15 protein-coding genes are annotated in these 17,134 nt (G+C 63.8%); 12 read left to right on the top strand and 3 right to left on the bottom strand.

Annotation, left to right across the window (positions count from 1 at the left end):
* Position 1 precedes the first annotated feature (1 nt).
* Genes FHR23_RS00480 through FHR23_RS00470 form a run of 3 tightly spaced genes read right to left on the bottom strand, consistent with a single transcriptional unit; the run spans position 2 to position 1,784 of the window.
* The gene (locus tag FHR23_RS00480; RefSeq protein ID WP_184000992.1) at positions 2 to 802 is read right to left on the bottom strand and encodes a hydrolase 1, exosortase A system-associated; all 801 of its coding nucleotides are present in this window, start codon (positions 800 to 802) and stop codon (positions 2 to 4) included.
* On the bottom strand, positions 790 to 1,515 hold the full coding sequence (locus FHR23_RS00475) for a hypothetical protein (protein WP_184000991.1): 726 nt from the start codon (positions 1,513 to 1,515) through the stop codon (positions 790 to 792). The genes FHR23_RS00480 and FHR23_RS00475 overlap by 13 nt, the downstream gene beginning before the upstream one ends.
* Positions 1,512 to 1,784 carry an acyl carrier protein gene (locus FHR23_RS00470; RefSeq protein ID WP_246359637.1) on the bottom strand — a complete coding sequence of 91 codons (273 nt, stop codon included), beginning with the start codon at positions 1,782 to 1,784 and terminating at the stop codon, positions 1,512 to 1,514. Before FHR23_RS00470 ends, FHR23_RS00475 begins: the two co-directional genes overlap by 4 nt.
* A gap of 108 nt (positions 1,785 to 1,892) precedes the next feature.
* Here FHR23_RS00470 and FHR23_RS00465 point away from each other — a divergent pair, with 108 nt between their 5' ends.
* The 12 genes from FHR23_RS00465 (at position 1,893) to FHR23_RS00410 (ending at position 17,129) form a co-directional block, all read left to right on the top strand.
* The gene (locus tag FHR23_RS00465) at positions 1,893 to 3,407 is read left to right on the top strand and encodes an acyl-CoA ligase (AMP-forming), exosortase A system-associated (RefSeq protein WP_184000989.1); all 1,515 of its coding nucleotides are present in this window, start codon (positions 1,893 to 1,895) and stop codon (positions 3,405 to 3,407) included.
* Entirely contained in the window at positions 3,404 to 4,639 is a 1,236-nt protein-coding gene (locus FHR23_RS00460) for a pyridoxal-dependent decarboxylase, exosortase A system-associated (protein WP_184000988.1), read from the top strand. Before FHR23_RS00465 ends, FHR23_RS00460 begins: the two co-directional genes overlap by 4 nt.
* Before the next feature lie 125 nt (positions 4,640 to 4,764).
* Positions 4,765 to 5,379 carry an XrtA/PEP-CTERM system exopolysaccharide export protein gene (locus FHR23_RS00455; protein ID WP_425506346.1) on the top strand — a complete coding sequence of 205 codons (615 nt, stop codon included), beginning with the start codon at positions 4,765 to 4,767 and terminating at the stop codon, positions 5,377 to 5,379.
* Between the two features lies 1 nt (position 5,380).
* A complete protein-coding gene (locus FHR23_RS00450; RefSeq protein ID WP_184000986.1) occupies positions 5,381 to 6,901 on the top strand; it encodes an XrtA system polysaccharide chain length determinant in 1,521 nt (506 codons plus the stop codon).
* Positions 6,902 to 6,914: 13 nt separating this feature from the next.
* Complete coding sequence (locus tag FHR23_RS00445) at positions 6,915 to 7,850, top strand: AAA family ATPase (RefSeq protein ID WP_184000985.1); 936 nt, start codon at positions 6,915 to 6,917, stop codon at positions 7,848 to 7,850.
* Complete coding sequence (locus FHR23_RS00440) at positions 7,847 to 9,514, top strand: hypothetical protein (protein WP_184000984.1); 1,668 nt, start codon at positions 7,847 to 7,849, stop codon at positions 9,512 to 9,514. The genes FHR23_RS00445 and FHR23_RS00440 overlap by 4 nt, the downstream gene beginning before the upstream one ends.
* Before the next feature lie 30 nt (positions 9,515 to 9,544).
* Complete coding sequence (locus FHR23_RS00435) at positions 9,545 to 10,585, top strand: XrtA/PEP-CTERM system-associated ATPase (protein WP_184002089.1); 1,041 nt, start codon at positions 9,545 to 9,547, stop codon at positions 10,583 to 10,585.
* 14 nt (positions 10,586 to 10,599) lie between these two features.
* Positions 10,600 to 11,439, top strand: coding sequence for an XrtA system polysaccharide deacetylase (locus FHR23_RS00430; RefSeq protein ID WP_184000983.1), 840 nt, complete (start codon positions 10,600 to 10,602; stop codon positions 11,437 to 11,439).
* Positions 11,436 to 12,503 (top strand): FemAB family XrtA/PEP-CTERM system-associated protein, encoded by a 1,068-nt coding sequence (locus FHR23_RS00425; protein ID WP_425506336.1) that lies wholly within the window; start codon positions 11,436 to 11,438, stop codon positions 12,501 to 12,503. The genes FHR23_RS00430 and FHR23_RS00425 overlap by 4 nt, the downstream gene beginning before the upstream one ends.
* The gene (locus FHR23_RS00420) at positions 12,503 to 13,705 is read left to right on the top strand and encodes a TIGR03087 family PEP-CTERM/XrtA system glycosyltransferase (protein WP_184000982.1); all 1,203 of its coding nucleotides are present in this window, start codon (positions 12,503 to 12,505) and stop codon (positions 13,703 to 13,705) included. The genes FHR23_RS00425 and FHR23_RS00420 overlap by 1 nt, the downstream gene beginning before the upstream one ends.
* Positions 13,702 to 15,243, top strand: a complete 1,542-nt coding sequence (xrtA, locus tag FHR23_RS00415) for an exosortase A (RefSeq protein ID WP_184000981.1) — start codon at positions 13,702 to 13,704, stop codon at positions 15,241 to 15,243. Before FHR23_RS00420 ends, xrtA begins: the two co-directional genes overlap by 4 nt.
* On the top strand, positions 15,243 to 17,129 hold the full coding sequence (locus FHR23_RS00410; RefSeq protein ID WP_184000980.1) for an XrtA/PEP-CTERM system amidotransferase: 1,887 nt from the start codon (positions 15,243 to 15,245) through the stop codon (positions 17,127 to 17,129). The genes xrtA and FHR23_RS00410 overlap by 1 nt, the downstream gene beginning before the upstream one ends.
* Positions 17,130 to 17,134: the final 5 nt, after the last annotated feature.

Genomic DNA, 17,134 nt, shown 5'->3' with positions numbered 1-17,134 from the left:
GTCACGACGTCAGGGCGGCGAGAACCTGTTCGGTCAGCCAGTTCTTGTCGGCTTCGCGCGCAAAACTGTGGCTGGCGGTGGGGCAGCGATGGAGCGGAACCGCAGTGTGAAGCGGTTCCGGTGCGCGTTTCCACGTATCGGTAAAGGCGATGGCTGTATTGTCCTGCTCGGCGAGCAGCAGCCTAATGCGCTCCGGTTGCTGGCCAATGGCCTCGACCACCCGACCGGCCAGTCCGCCGACAACTTCATTCTGTTTCGAAGATGCCTTGCGTAACCCACTGACAAGTTTTTTGATATTAACACCGCCGCGCAGCAGGCGAAGCCACTCGCGCGGGTCTTTCAGCTTGGCGGCATAGCGCGCACGGATTGCCGATGCCGGGGGCAGGGGATCGTCGCCGTCCTGCTCGACCACCCAGGGATTGGCGAGAAGCAGCGCGTCGAAGGCGGGTTCGACAGGATGCAGTAGCAGCGCGCTGGCGGCATCGCAGTTTCCGAACGCCACCAGGCGGGTCATGTGGGGGGCTGCCGCGCGAAAGGTCGCCGCTGCCGCCGCAATGTCCGGTCCACGTGCTTCGAACCCATGGTTCTCGCCGGTGGAATCCCCGATCCCGCGAGCATCGAAGCGAAACACCGGATAGCCTGCATTCGCAACCGCCTGCGCCAGCAGCGCCATGCCGCGATGCGCGCCCATGCGAAGTTCATTGCCGCCCGAAACGATCAGCAGACCGGTTTTGCCGTCCGCTTTGTCGAGCGAGCCCATCAGCGTTTCACCCGCGCAGGGAAATTCGATCAGCCTTCGCACGACCGTACCCAATCCGCGATGTCGTCGGCCAGTACCGCCGCGAGCATCGGATCGTCACCGGGTTCCGAACGCCGCCACAGCGGTGCGCCCGCGACATGCCGGTCAGCGGTCTTTGTGTCGCTTTCCAGCCGAACGGTGCGTAACGGAATATCGGGAGACATTGAGTAATCCCAAGGGTGTTTGACGCTCAGGTCCGTCAGCAGGTCGGGAGCAATCCGGTTTCCGGCGATTTCGACAGGAGAACTTCCGACATTGTTAGAGGAATCCTCGTCAAAGTACCAATATTCCGAAAGATTCTTTCCGGTTTCGGCCTGTTTGATCCGGGTCAGTTCCCGCAGTAACGTCGCGCCCCCCTGTGGTGCGAAGTGCCAGCGACCGTCGAGCAGTGAATAGGTGTCGAGCAGCGCGCCGCTGCGAATCCCGACCGCATAGGCAGGCCGTTCACTATGTTCCATTGTCGCGGCAAAGGCCTGCTGCATGGTCAGGATTGTAACGCTTTCCAGCGGAACCACGCTCTCCCCCTGACCGGGCAGGTCGGGTAGGATGCTGCCGATTCCCCTGTCGGCCAGCAGCCGCAGGATGCGGACCATGAAGGTGCGCGTGCGGTTGGCCTCTTCGAACAGCGGCAGCGCCGCAACCACGACCGGTCCGTCAGCGGGGCCGAAGCGCAACATCGCCTCCCGCCCGCCGGACCAGTCGTAATGATCGATCATTGTAACGCCTTGGCGTTCGCAAAGCGGGTCAGGGCGCCGAAGGTTTCCAGCGTTTCGCCGTCGATATCGTCATCTTCGATCAGGATGCCCAGCCGGTCTTCCAGTTCGGTCAGCAGCCCTGCGACGGCCATCGAATCGAGTTCGGGCAGCGCGCCGAACAGCGGCGTTTGTTCATCGAATGCAGCCACACGCGCTTCGGAAAGGCCAAGCACGTCCCGTAAGGTCGCGCGGACCGTATCTTCTACCTGCACAGCACCATCGGCACGCAATGATTTTCCCTTCCATCTGGGCTTTGACTTGGCGCTGGTTAGTCGTTGCGGCGCACAAAGCCAAGACTTTGCCTTGTTCATATCGATAACGACAGTATCAAGACGGACATGATCGCGCCTGATCCAACGCCTTTTCCTGTCGACCATTTGCCCTTGCGCGGCGCGGAGGAGGCAATTGCGCTGGAGGACCGCCAGGGCACGCTCGACTATGCCGCTCTGGAAGTGGCGGTGGGGCAGCTTGCGGCGGCGCTGACGGCCTATGGTTTCGCACCCGGAAGCCGGGTCGCAAGCTGGCTTCCAAAGACGCGCGCCGCATGTCTGCTGCCGCTGGCGGCGCCGCGTGCGGGCCTGATCTACGTTCCCGTCAACCCGATGCTCAAACATGCGCAGGTGGCGCATATCCTGGCGAACAGCGGTGCGTCGTTGCTGGTGACGCAGGCTGCGCGTGCCGCGACGCTGGAGGATGGGGACGTGCTCGGCGACTGTTCTGTTGTGGAACAGGACGCGCTGACGTCGGACACTGTCCTGCCGCCCTCCGATGCCGATCCGCAGGCGCTTGCCGCCATCCTCTATACCTCCGGTTCGACCGGGCGGCCCAAGGGGGTGATGCTCAGCCACGCCAATCTGTCTCTCGGCGCGATCAGCGTCGCCCATTATCTGAAGATCGCGCCCGAAGATCGGGTGCTGGGCGTGCTCCCGCTCAGCTTCGACTATGGACAGAACCAGCTTTTTTCGACCTGGGCGGCGGGTGCGCGGGTGATTCCGCTCGATTATCTGACCGCGCGCGACGTGGTGAAGGCGGTGGACCGGCATGACGCCACCACGATTGCCGGGGTGCCGCCGCTCTGGGTGCAGTTGCTGGAGGCGGAATGGCCTGACGCAGCGGCGGTGAAGGTGCGGCGGCTGACCAATTCGGGCGGTGCACTGACGCCGCGCATGGTCCGCGCGCTGCGTGCCCGGTTTCCGCAGGCCGATCTCTATCCGATGTACGGCCTGACCGAGGCGTTTCGCTCGACCTATCTCGATCCGTCGCTGGTCGATGCACATCCCGACTCGATGGGGCGTGCGGTGCCTTTTGCCGAGATACTGGTACTGAAACCGGACGGCAGCCGCGCCGCAGCGGGGGAGGCGGGCGAACTGGTCCATGCCGGTCCGCTGGTCGCGCAGGGCTATTGGCAGGATGCGGAACGTACCGCGCAGCGCTTTCGTCCTGCGCCGGATTTCGCCAAACATGACGGCATGGCGGTCTGGTCGGGCGATACCGTGATGGAGGACGCCGAAGGGCTTCTCCATTTTGTCGGGCGCGATGACGAGATGATCAAGAGCGCGGGCAACCGTATCAGCCCGCAGGAAGTCGAAGAAGCCGTGCTTGCGGGCGGTGAAGCGGTGGAGGCGGCGGCGTTCGGCATGCCTGACGAGCGGCTGGGGCAGGCAGTCGTCGTGGTCGCGCGCGCTGCTGCCGGACAATTGCCGGACGTCGCGGAAACCGCGCTGCGGGCACGGTTGCGCCGCGATCTGCCCAATTTCATGCAGCCCGCCCGCTATGTCTGGCGCGACGCCATGCCCCGCAACGCCAATGGAAAGCTTGACCGCGCCGGGCTGAAGCGTGAACTGACGGCATGAAACCGACCGGCCCGATTCCGTCCGCCTTTGCCGGACAAAGCATGCTGACGCTTGGCGGGCAGCCCTATGACGTGTGGATCAAGCAGGCGGGGGACACGCCGCTGTTTGTTTATGACATGGGGCTGGTGGCGGATCGCATCGCCCGGCTGCGCACAGCGTTGCCCGCATCGGTGGCGGTGCATTACGCCTTGAAGGCAAACCCTTTTCCGCCGCTGGTGCATGCAATAGCGCCGCTGGTGGACGGTATCGACGTTGCATCCTCGGGCGAATTGGTGTTGGCGCTGGAGGGCAAGCTGGGCCGCGACATCAGCTTCGCCGGTCCCGGTAAGCGCGACGACGAACTTGAAGCCGCCATTCTGGCCGGTGCGACAATCAATCTTGAGTCAGAGGGCGAGGCGGAACGCGCGCTGGCGATTGGTAAAGACAGCGCTATCCGTCCGAAACTGGCGGTGCGCGTCAATCCCGACTTCGAACTGCGCGGATCGGGAATGAAGATGGGCGGCCGGGCATCGCCCTTCGGTGTCGATGCCGCCCGCGCGCCGACGCTGGTGCGACACTTGTTGGAATCGGGCGCTGATTGGCGTGGGTTTCACATTTTTGCGGGATCGCAGGCGCTGGACAGCGATGCGATCATCGAAACGCAGGCGGCGACTCTGACGCTGGCCGCGCGGCTCGCGAACGAAGCCGGAGCGACTCCGCCGCTGGTCAATCTGGGTGGCGGGTTCGGCATCCCTTATTTCGCGAATGATAGCGAAGTGGATGTTGAGCGCATTGGGGAATCGCTCAGCAAAGCATTGGAAACACGTGACGAAATCCTGAAAAATTCCACCTTTGCGATTGAACTGGGTCGCTGGCTGGTGGGAGAGGCAGGCGTCTATCTGACCCGGATCGTCGATCGTAAGGAAAGCCAGGGTGAGACGTTTCTGATCACCGATGGCGGCCTGCACCACCAGCTTGCAGCGAGCGGCAATTTCGGAACGGTCGTGCGCCGCAATTATCCCGTTGCCGTCGCGGGCCGTATGGACGTGGAGCCTGAGGAAACGGTTTCCGTGGTCGGATGCCTGTGCACGCCGCTCGACCGGCTGGCAGACAAGGTGGCGTTGCCACACGTCGAAATCGGTGACGTCATCGCGATATTCCTGGCCGGGGCCTATGGGTTGACGGCCAGCCCGACCGCCTTTCTGGGGCACCCCGTGCCGCGAGAAATACTTACGCGATCGCGGCAAACCTAACGCTAATTTAACCTCCGCATAGCATAGCACGCCTGATCCCATGTGTGTGCCGGAAGGACGTCCCCGGCACGGTCGCATGGGCGAAGGAGGTTGCTTTGATGCGTTTGACGGGTCTGGTCAGGACAATGGGAGCGTTGGGTACGACCACGCTGCTGCTCACCGGCTGTGCGGGTGGAAACCGGCCGCAACTGCCGCCGGCGAGCTTTGTCTCCAGTCAGGAAAAGCCCAGCGAGCAATATATTATCGGTCCGCTCGACAAGCTTCAGATCTTCGTATGGCGCAATCCCGAACTGTCGGCGACGGTGCAGGTGCGCCCCGACGGACGCATTACGACGCCGCTGGTCAGCGATATGCCCGCGGTCGGAAAGACGCCCGCGATGCTGGCCGAGGACATGAAGCTGGCGCTGAGCGAATATATCAAGGATCCGATCGTATCGGTCATTGTCGAGAATTTCGCGGGCACCTTCTCCCAGCAGATTCGCATCGTCGGCGCGACCGAGAAGCCCGCGTCCATTCCCTATCGCGCGGACATGACGCTGCTTGACGCCATGATCGCGGTCGGTGGGCTGAACCAGTATGCGGCGGGCAACCGCGCACGGCTGGTCCGGTACGACCCCAAAACCGGCAAGCAGAAAGAATATAAGCTGCGCATCAACAGCCTGATGAAGGACGGCGATGTGTCCGCCAATGTTCGGCTGGAGCCGGGTGACGTCATCATCATCCCGGAAAGCATGTTCTGATATGGGCAATCTGTACGAAGAAATCCGTGCTGCCCTGCACGCAATCTGGATCCGGCGCTGGATCGCGCTCGCTGTCGCCTGGGCCTTGTGTCTGGGGGGCTGGCTGGTCGTATCGCAGATTCCGAACAAATATGAATCGAGCGCGCGCGTATTCGTGCAGCTTCGTGACATTTTGCCCGGCCAGCAATCGAACCAGATGCAGCAGCAGGATATCGACCAGATTCGCCAGACACTGACCTCTTCGGTCAATCTGGCGAAAGTCGTGCGCGGAACCGATCTCGCCAACACCGTGTCGAATGACAAGGATGTCACGGCGCGCGCCGCCTCTCTCGCCAATATGATCGAGGTGACGGCGCAGCAGAATAACCTGTTCAAGATTACCGCGACCGTATCCGGCGGTTCCGATGCCGAAAGTGCCAAGTTGTCGCATCAGATCGTGCAGAAGCTGATCGATATTTTCGTCAACGACAATCTGGCCGACGATCGCGATGCGACCAACCAGTCGCTGCAATTCCTCAATCAGCAACTGATCCAGCGTCAAAAACAGCTTCAGGACGCAGAGGCCAAGCAGGCGGCGTTTCAGCAGCAATATCTGGGGTCGCTGCCCGGTACCGGCTCGCTGTCGGATCGCGTTGCCGATGCCCAGTCGCAACTGGCAACCGTGCAACAGAATCTGGCTGCGGCGCAAAGCAGCCTCAGCACCGTCAACGCGCAACTCGCCTCCACGCCGCCGACGGTGGCGGGGCCGGGGGGAAGCACGGCCGGGCCAGCCCATGCGCGGCTTGCAACGCTGGAGGGCCAGCTTGCCGATGCGCGCGCCCGCGGCTGGACCGACCAGTATCCGGACGTCATCGCACTCAAACGCCAGATCGCGGAGGCGAAAAAGGCCGCCGCCGCCGAACCGGCGACCGCGACCGGCGGATCGCCTAACCCGCTCTATATGCAATTGCAGTCGATGCAGACCGATCGCAAGGCGACGGTGGCGGAACTGACCCAGCGCCGCGACCAGTTGCAGAGCGACCTTCAGCAGATTCAGGCGAAGATGGATCTCGACCCCGGCGCGGCTGCGCAACAGGCGCAGATCGACCGCGACCTGACCGTGTTGAAACAGCAATATAGCTCGCTGCTTGCCGACCGGGAAAAGGTCAAGTTGCAGGCACAGGCGCAGGATCAGACCGATGCGGTCAAGTTCAGCGTCATCGATCCGCCGACCACCCCGCATACGCCGACCTCCCCCAATCGCCCGCTGTTGCTGACGGCGGTGCTGATCCTGGGACTGGGCGGCGGTGTCGCCGCTGCCTTCGGCCTCAGCAAGCTGCAAACCAGCTATGCCACCGGCGGTCAGCTTGAACGCGCCAGCGGAATGCCGGTGATCGGGTCGATCAGCGAAGTCGTGACCAGCGCGCAGGCCGCACTGCGCCGACGCAAGCTGCGTTTCTTCTATGGCGGCGCGGGCGCGCTTGGCGTGGCCTGGCTGGCATTGATCGCGGTCGAATTCATTCAGCGCAGTCTGGTGGCGTGAGGGGGAAATGGCCATGAACGACGCGACACCCCGCAAATATACCGGCTCGCTGCTGGAGCGGTTTGCCGAACTGCATCCGCAAAAGCCGCCGCGCGTGCCACCCGTCGAGGATGCTCCGGCTCCGGCAAACGATCCTGTGGCCGCACCGGTCGGGCCGCGCCTGCGCACGGGCGAGGAACTGGCGCGCATCGCCACACCCCGGACGGGTGCGCACCGCAAGGGTGAAGTCGATCGGGTCGCGCTTGCCGAACAGGGGATGCTGATTCCCGGCGCGCAGGTAACGGCGCTTGCCGAGGAATTCCGGCTGGTCAAACGCCAGCTATTGCTGACCAAGAAAAAGGTGGCGGCGCGCAACGAAGAACAGTCGCGCATGATCCTGGTCTGTTCGGCCAAGCCCAATGACGGCAAGACCTTCTGTGCGGTCAATCTGGCGATGTCGATGGCGGCGGAAAAGGATGTCGAAATCCTGCTTGTCGATGCGGATTTCGCCAAGCCCGGCATCGTGTCGACGCTGGGACTGGAAGACGGGCGCGGGCTGCTGGACGCGCTGGCCGATCCGACGCTGGACGTCGAAAGCTGCATCATCGACACCGATGTGCCGCAACTGTCGGTCCTGCCGGCGGGGACGCCCGGCAATGACGATACCGAATTGCTGGCCAGCGATCATGCCCGCAGGCTGCTTGCCTCCCTTGCGGCAGCCAATCCGCGCCGCATCGTGATTTTCGATTCACCGCCTGCGCTGGTCGCGTCGCCTGCGGCGGTGCTGGCCGATCTGGTCGGGCAGGTGATGCTGGTGGTGCGCGCCGACCGCACGAGTGAGGGCGAACTGCGCGAAACCGTTCAGCTCCTCGATGCCTGCGAAGAGATTCAACTCGTTCTGAACGCCGTGTCCTTTGCGCCGGATGGTCCGCGCTTCGGCACCTATTATGGCGGGGAGTCCCACGCATGATGCGCTTATTCCTCCTGACTGCGGGTGCCGTACTGTGCACCACGGGCGCGGCCCGTGCGCAGCAGGCTATGCCGCAGCTTCCCTCGACGCCACAGGGGCAGGACGGCGGGCAGGGACCACAACAGGTCCGCAGGGTGATCTCGCCCCATATCGAGGTGGGACAAATTCTGACCGCCGATCTGCAAAACGGCGATGTGCTGACCTATACCACGGTCGGCGCCGGGGTGGACGTCGCCATCCAGACGCGTCGCGTGCAGGTGCAGCTCAACTATCAGTATCAACACGCCTTTTCCTATGATCGCAATGTCGGGGATCAGGATATCCATAGCGGACTTGCCCGCGCGGCGGTCACGCTGGCGCCGGGGCTGAGCCTGGAGGGCGGGGCGCTCGCCACCCGCGCGCGGTCCGACAATCGCGGTGCCGACCCGGTACTGCTGACGCCCAATGCCGCGAATGTCAGCCAGGTCTATTCGGCCTATATCCAGCCGACGCTCGCGAAGCGGGTCGGTCCGGCCTATGTCAACGCACTCTATCGCTTCGGCTATACGAAGGTGGAGTCGCCCAGTTACAGTGGGGTTTCGGCGAACCAGCCGGTGCTCGACAATTACGATGACTCCACCAGCCATTTGCTGATGGGCAGTGTCGGCTTTCCGTCGGGCAGCGTGCTGCCGGTCGGAGTGACGTGGAGCGGCGCCTATCAGCTCGAAAATGCCGGGCAGCTCGATCAGCGTTATGAAGGGCTGTATCTGCGCGAGGATCTGGTCCTGCCGGTATCGCGGACCGTCGCCGCGCTGGGCGGTATCGGCTATGAGCATATCAAGATCACGCAGCGTGACGCGCTGCTCGATACGAACGGCAATCCGGTGCTGGACGGCAATGGCCGTTATGTCACTGATCCCGCGTCGCCGAGGCGGATCGCCTATGACACCAAAACCCCGGTTTTCTGGGATGTCGGCGTGCTGTGGCGGCCCAGCCCGCGTACCACGCTCGAAGCGCGGGTGGGCCGCCGCTATGACTCGTGGAGCTATACCGGGTCGTTCAGCCATCAGATCGGTCCCGGTTCAGGGCTTCAGATCGGCGTGTACGATTCGATGCAGAGCTTCGGGCGCCAGTTGAACGGCGCGCTGTCCTCGCTCCCGACCAGCTATTCGACGACCGACGATCCGTTGAACGATAATTATAACGGCTGCGTGTTCGGAACACAGGGCAATACGCCCGGGGGGTGCCTGACCGGTGTGCTGCAATCGATCGCGACCGCCAATTATCGTGCCCGCGGCGTCGATGCGGTGATCGCCTTCAATCGCGGCCTGAACCGGGTCGGGGCAGGGGTCGGATATACAAACCGACGCTTCTATGCGCCGGATAGCGGCACCGGCTTTTCGATCGATGGCACCACGGATGAAGGCTATTACGGACAGGTGTTCGCGGCCCACGCCCTGACGGCGGAATCCAGCGTCAATGCCAATGCCTATATCAACTATTTCCGCAGCGGCATTGTCGGCGCGAACGGCGTTTTGGGGGCCGGGGCCACCGGTTCCTATAACCGCAGCTTCGGCCGTCTGGGCGCGTCGGTGTCAGCGGGTATCTATGCTTTCGATCAGAAAGACAGCAATCTGGACGATGTGACGGCGCAGGCGCTGCTCGCCCTTGGCTATCGGTTCTAGGACGGGGAACACCCCGACGAGGTGATGACGATGTACGACGAATATTACGGACTGACGGGCAGACCCTTTCAGCTCACGCCGGACGCGAAGTTCTGGTTCGATACCACCAGCCATAAAAAGGCGATGGCGTATCTGGGCTATGGGTTGAGCCAGGGCGAAGGCTTTATCGTCATTACCGGCGATCCCGGCACCGGCAAGACGACGCTGGTCGGGCATCTGATGGAACAGATCGACCCCGAACAGCTGAACGTCATCCGCATCGTCACGACGCAGATTGAGACACAGGATCTGCTGCACATGATCGCGGCGGGGCTGGGCGTCGATACGTCGGGGCTTGCCAAGGCGCAGCAGCTTGCCGCGATTGAACGCGGACTGCACGGCGTCGCGCGGACCGGACGGCGCACATTGCTGATCGTCGATGAGGCGCAGTCGCTGCCCGCTTCCTCGCTGGAGGAGTTGCGGATGCTCTCCAACTTTCAGCTTGGCGGTCATGCGCTGTTGCAGATTTTCCTGCTCGGCCAGCCGGAGTTCCGCGCCGCGCTGCATGGGGGCGACCGGCTGGAACAGCTTCGCCAGCGGGTGATCGCCATCCATCATCTCGAACCCATGGATGAGCATGAGCTGGAGGCCTATCTCGCCCATCGTCTGACGGTGGTCGGCTGGCAGGGCAATCCCGATTTCTCCGCCGATGCGCTGGAGGCGATGTATCGCTGGTCGGGCGGCATTCCGCGCCGGGTCAACCAGCTTGCCAGCCGGTTGATGCTGTTCGGTGCGCTGGAGGAAATTCAGACCTTTACCGGCGAGGACGTGATGCACGTCACCGCCGATTTTGACAGCGACATGCCCGACCGTGCCGAAGAACCAACGCAGCCGATGCCGATGTCGATGCGTAGCGATTCCGGACAGGGTGAGGCGAAGCTGCCCGAGGACGTCGAGCGCCAGCTTGCCGACATGGCCGCGCGTCTGGATGAACAGGACAAGGCGCTGCGCCGTGTGCTGACACTGCTGGTCGACTGGGTCGAGGGCGATGCCGCGCAGCCCGATCTGTCCATGCTCAGGGATGCGGGCTGAAGGGGGAACGGCCCATGCAGAACGCCATGTCCGTCGATATTGAGGACTGGTTTCAGGTCGGCGCGTTCGAGACCGTGATCGACAGGAACGGCTGGGATGGCCTCGAACATCGTGTCGAAGCGAATAGCGACGCGGTGCTGTCGCTGTTCGACGACGCGGGCGTCAAGGCGACCTTCTTCACGCTGGGCTGGGTAGCCGAGCGCTATCCCGCGCTGATGCGGCGCATCGCCGATGCAGGGCATGAAGTGGCGAGCCACGGCTGGGACCATGCCCGCGTGTTTACGATGACGCCGGAACAGTTTCGCGCTGACATTGCCAGAGCACGCAAGGTGCTGGAGGATGCCAGCGGTACCGCCGTTACCGGTTATCGCGCGCCCAGCTTCTCCATCGACAAGCGCACGCCCTGGGCGCACGAAATTCTGGCGGAGGAGGGTTATGCCTATTCCTCCAGCGTCGCTCCGGTGAAGCACGACCATTATGGCTGGCCGGAGGCATCGCGCTTCGCCTTTCGCCCGGTTGCCGGTGCGCCGCTGATCGAACTGCCGGTGACCGTGGCGGAAGTTGCAGGACGCAAGCTGGCGACCGGCGGTGGCTTTTTTCGCCTGTTCCCCGGCGCGCTCACCCATTGGGCGGTGAAGCAGGTGAACGGACAGGACCGCCCTGCCATCTTCTATTTCCATCCCTGGGAAATCGACGCAGCGCAGCCGCGTGTGGTCCATGCGCCGCTGAAATCGCGTCTGCGCCATTACAGCCGGATTCCGGCGATGGCGGGCAAGCTGCGCACGCTGATGCGTCGCCATTACTGGGGTCGCGTCGATGCGGTTGCCGCACGCGAAGCGGAGCGGATGCAGTGAATGCACCCAGCCGCCTGCCGATCGCGATCCTGACCGCCGATCTGTCAGATTCCACGGAAGCGGCACGGATCACCGCCTATGTCGAGGGGTATGCAGACGCAACGCCGTTCCATCTGCCGCGCTGGTTGACAGCGGTCGCGAAGGGCAGCGGGCAGCGGGCACACTGCCTGATCGCCAAACGCGGCGGGAGCATTGTCGGCATGGTGCCGCTGACGGAAGTGCGCTCGATGCTGTTCGGCCGCGCGCTGGTGTCGAGCGGGTTCGGCGTCGATGGCGGGGTGCTTGCCGATGACGAAGCGGTTGCCGAACAGCTCGCCGCGGCGATGTGGGAACTGGCGCAGGCGCTGAATTGCCCCACCGCCGAATTGCGCGGCGGCATGGCACCGGGCGAGGGCTGGTCGGTGGACGACACCACCTATGTCGGCTTTGCGCGCGATCTGGCAGGCGATGACGAGGCGGAGCTGAAAGCAATTCCGCGCAAACAGCGTGCGGAGGTGCGCAAGGCGCTGAAGAACGAGCTGACCGTCACCACCGGGCGTGACGCCGGACATCGCGCCGCGCACTATCGCGTTTATGCGGAATCGGTGCGCAATCTGGGCACGCCGGTATTTCCCAAACGCCTGTTCGACGCGGTGCTGGATGGGTTCGGCAAGGATGCCGATATCCTGCTGGTGCGGCATGGTGAAACGCCTGTCGCGGCGGTGCTGAGCCTTTACTGGCGGGGTTGCGTCTATCCCTATTGGGGTGGTGGAACGCATGCCGCACGGGGACTGCGCGCCAATGACCGGATGTATTATGCGCTGATGCTCCACGCCCGCGAACGGGGATGTACGCGGTTCGATTTCGGGCGTTCCAAGGCAGGAACCGGCCCGGCGGCGTTCAAGAAGAACTGGGGATTCGAACCGGAGCAGCGCCGCTATTTCAAGCGCGCGGCGGACGGCAAGGCACCGCGCGAAATCAACCCCCTCAATCCCAAATACCGGCTTCAGGTCGCGCTCTGGCAGAAACTGCCGCTATGGATCGCCAATCGCGCCGGACCCGTTATCGCGCGCGGACTGGGATAATGGGCGACATCCTGTTCCTGGCGCATCGCGCGCCGTTTCCGCCCGATCGCGGCGACCGCATCCGCGCTTTTCACATTCTGCGGCATCTGACGGCGAGAGCGCGGGTGCATCTGGTTGCCTTTGCTGATGACGCGGCGGAGGCGGAAACCGCTCGCGCACGCGCGTCCGATCTTGCGTCGATCATCATCGTGCCGCGCCGCAAATCGAAAGTGATGGCCGGAATCCAGTCGGTTTTCACCGGTAGACCCGCTTCGGTCGAAGCCTTTGCCGATAGTCGGCTGTCCAATGCGGTGAAGACCGTTTTGACGCGCGAAACCATCGACACCCTCTATGTCTATTCCGGGCAGATGGCGCAGTATCTGCCGTCCGATCACCGCGCGCAGGTGGTGATGGATTTCGTTGATATGGATTCGCAGAAATTCGCGGCCTATGCCGAAAGCGCGTCCGGACCCTCGGCATGGGTGAACCGGCGCGAGGCGCATCTGCTTCAGGCGTTCGAGCAGGATGTCGCGGGTCGTGCGGATGCCAGCCTGTTTGTCAGCGAGGCTGAAGCGGCGTTGTTCCGTCGCCTGACCGGGGCATCACGTATCATCGCGGTCGAAAACGGTATCGATACCGACTTCTACGATCCCGCGACTGTCACGCCGGTCGGGGAGGCGGGGCCGCTGCTCGTCTTTACCGGCCAGATGGACTATCGCCCCAATGTCGAGGGCTGTCTGTGGTTCGCCGACGCCATCCTGCCTAAAATTCGCTCGCGGCATCCGCAGGCGCGCTTTGCAATCGTCGGGCGTAATCCCGATGCCGCCATTCGTGCATTGGCAGCACGACCGGAGGTGATCGTCACCGGCGAAGTGCCCGATGTGCGTACCTGGCTTGCAGCTGCGTCTGTCGCGGTGGCGCCGTTGAAGCTTGCGCGCGGTATCCAGAACAAGGTGCTGGAGGCGATGGCGATGGCTCGTCCGGTTGTCGCCAGCGCCGCGGCCGCCGAAGGGATCGACCACGCCGAGACGATTTTGGTGGGACGCGACGAAGCAGACTTCGCTGCTGCGGTAAACGAACTGCTGACCAATGCCGACCGAAGCATGGCGCTGGGACAGGCGGCGCGGGCGCGCGTCGTCTCCCGCTATGGCTGGGCGGCACGGCTGGCGGCGCTGGACGCGCTGCTCGGTTCCCATCCCGAACTGCAAAGGGCTGCCGAATGACGATGGTCTGGTCGAAAACGGCATTCGCCCGGACGCGCGGCGGGTTCGATGCCCGCTGGCAGGGGCATGGTGCCATGCTGGGCGCGGTATGGCTGGCGCTGCTGGCGCTGTTCCACCGCACGGTGGGCGACATGGCCTATATCTACTGGAACTCGACCACCTTCGGCCATTGCCTGTTCATCCTGCCGGTCGTCGGCTGGCTGGTGTGGCAGCGGCGTACCGAACTGGCGCAGCTTGTTCCGACGTCCTGGTGGCCGGGTCTGGCGCTGGTCGCAGCCGGCGGCTTCACCTGGCTGATGGGCTCGGCTGCGGGCGTGTCGCTGTTCCGTCATCTCGGCCTTGTCCTGATGCTGCAAGGGTCGGTGGTGACGCTGCTCGGCCCGCATATCTCGCGCGCGCTGCTGTTCCCCATCGCCTATATGCTGTTCCTCGTGCCCTTTGGCGACGGGATGGAACCGGCGTTGCAGGTCGTCACGGTGAAGATGGTGATGAGCCTGCTCCATGCGGTCGGCGTACCCGCCGGAGTGGACGGCGTCCTGATCACCATTCCCAACGGCTATTTCGAAGTGGCGGAGGCGTGTTCAGGCGCGAAGTTCGTCATTGCGATGATGGCGTTCGGCACGCTGGTCGCCAATGTCTGCTACGTGTCCCGGCGACGACGCGCGGTCTTCCTGATCGCCGCGCTGATCGTGCCGGTATTCGCCAACGGACTGCGTGCTTTCGGCACCATCTATGCCGCGCACCTGACCTCGGTCGCGGCGGCGACAGGGTTCGATCATATCGTTTATGGCTGGCTTTTCTTCGCACTGGTGATGGCGGCGGTGCTGGCGATCGGCTGGCGCTGGTTCGACCGCGATCCCGATGCGCGCTGGTTCGATCCCGCAGACTTTCCGCCGCCTGCCCGTTTTCGCCTCGACCTTGCCACCGCATCGGGTCTGGTGCTGGGCGTAGCGGTGCTGTTCGTCGCGTGGAGCAGCGCCATCGCCCATCGCCACGACACATTGCCCGCACACGTCACGATGCCGGACGTGCCCGGCTGGCACCGCGTCGCCATGCCGCAACAGGCGCCCTGGGTGCCCAACTATCCCAACGCCGATCATTTCGTCATCGGCCGTTATCAGGACGCATCGGGGGCAAGGGTCGAACTGGCGGTGGCGCTCTATGACAGCCAGCGTGACGGGAAAGAGGTGGTCGGCTTCGGCATCGGCCCGATCCGTGAAAACGGCAAATGGGTGCGGGTGGAAGACGAACCCGATCTCGACGGCGGCAGCGTCATGCGCATGACCTGGCCCGGCCCGGTCTATCGACAGGTTGCGACGTGGTTTCGCGTCGGCAATGTCTTGACCTCCGACCCGCGCACGGTGAAGTTGGCCACGTTAAAGGCAAAGCTGCTGGGCGGGCGCCAGCGCGCGGTCGCAATCCTCGTGTCAGCGCAGGAGGAAAAGGGCCGGAATACCCGCGCCGATATGGCGCGGTTCGTAAAGGTGCTCGGTCCGCTCGACCGGCTTGCCGACCGGATGGCGGGAGCGAATGACTGATGTGCGGCATTGCCGGTTTATATTATCCCGCCACACCCAAACCCATCGAACCCGGTCGCATCACCGCAATGACTCAGGCGCTTGCGCATCGCGGGCCGGACGGATCGGGACTGTGGACCGTGCCGGGCGTCGGGCTGGGCCATCGCCGTCTGTCGATCATCGATCTGGCCGGTGGCGCGCAGCCGATGGCGATGCCCGACGAATCGCTTGTCGTCAGCTTCAACGGCGAAATCTACAACTTCGCCGACATCCGCACTGAGCTGGAGCAAAAGGGCGCGCGTTTCGTCAGCCATAGCGATACCGAGGTGCTGCTCCATGGCTGGCGGGCATGGGGACCGGATCTGCTGTCCCGGCTGAACGGCATGTTCGCCTTCGCGCTGTACGATGCGAAGGAGCGCAGCCTGTTTCTCGCCCGCGACCGGATGGGGGTGAAGCCGCTGCTCTATGCCGAATTGTCGGATGGCGCGGTCGCTTTTGCCTCCGAGCTGAAAGGGCTGCTCGCCCATCCGCTGTTGCGGCGGGAGGCCGATGTTCGCGCGGTCGAGGATTTTATGGGGCTTGGCTATATCCCCGACGATGCCTCGATGCTGAAGGGCGTGCGCAAGCTGCCCGCCGGGCATTTCCTGTGGCTCAAGCGCGGGCGTCCGGTGCCCGAACCGGTGCGCTGGTGGGATCTGGATTTTTCGAAGCGCGCCAAGGGGTCGGTAAAGGATCTTCAGGCCGAACTGACCGAGCATCTGCGCGCGGGCGTGCGATCGCGCATGGTTTCCGATGTGCCGCTGGGCGCGTTCCTGTCGGGCGGGGTGGACAGTTCGGCGGTGGTCGCGCTGATGGCCGAAACCAGTCGGCAACCGGTCGAAACCTGCACCATCGGCTTCGACGTCGCCAGCCATGACGAAACCGCCTATGCGCAGCAAATCGCCGAACGCTTCGCCACCAACCATCGCACCGCGACCGTCGCCGCCGATGACTTTGCGCTGATCGACACGCTGGTCGATGCGTTCGACGAACCCTTTGCCGATGCCTCCGCGCTTGCCACCTATCAGGTCTGCGCGCTCGCCCGCCAGTCGGTGACGGTGGCGTTGTCCGGCGATGGCGCGGACGAGGCGCTGGCCGGATATCGGCGCTACAAGTTTCAAGCCGCCGAGGAACGGGTGCGCGGATTGCTGCCCGACGGGATGCGGCGCACCATGTTCGGAACGATGGGCAACCTCTATCCGAAAGCCGACTGGGCACCGCGTCCGTTGCGCGCCAAGACGACGCTGCTGGCGCTCGCCGAGGATGGGGCGGAAGCCTATGCGCGCTCCGTCGGGGTCACGTCGCCTGCGCTGCGCCATCGGCTCTACACCGACGCCATGCGCACCCGGCTGGCAGGGCATCGTGCCGAAGCACGCTATGTGAAGACAATGCAGAACGCGCCCGCGCGCGATCCGCTCGACCGGGCGCAATATGCCGATTTTCAGCACTGGTTGCCCGGCGATATCCTGACCAAGATCGACCGTACCAGCATGGCGGTCAGCCTGGAGGCGCGCGAGCCGTTGCTCGACCATCGCCTGATCGAATTTGCCGCGACGCTGCCGGTGTCGATGCGCCTGCATCGCGGTGAGGGCAAATGGCTGATGAAAAAGGCGATGGAACCGTGGCTGCCCAACAACATCCTCTATCGCCCGAAAATGGGGTTCGTAACGCCGGTCAGCGCATGGTTTCGCAAGCCGCTGGCAGATGAAGCGGCAGCGCTTGCCCGGTCGCCGATGCTCAGCGCGTGGTTTGACCGCAAAGCGATCGAGGCGCTGGCCAATGAACATCGCATTGGCATGGCCGATCATGGGCGCACGCTGTGGCAGCTTCTGATGCTCGATCGTTCGGCCCGACGCCTGTTCGCCTGACGCGC

It is taken from the genome of Stakelama sediminis (genome assembly GCF_014199335.1).
Classification (GTDB): Bacteria; Pseudomonadota; Alphaproteobacteria; order Sphingomonadales; family Sphingomonadaceae; genus Sphingomonas; species Sphingomonas sediminis.
The sequence above is the reverse complement of the archived record's forward strand: the minus strand, read 5'-3'. Positions and strand labels throughout refer to the sequence as shown.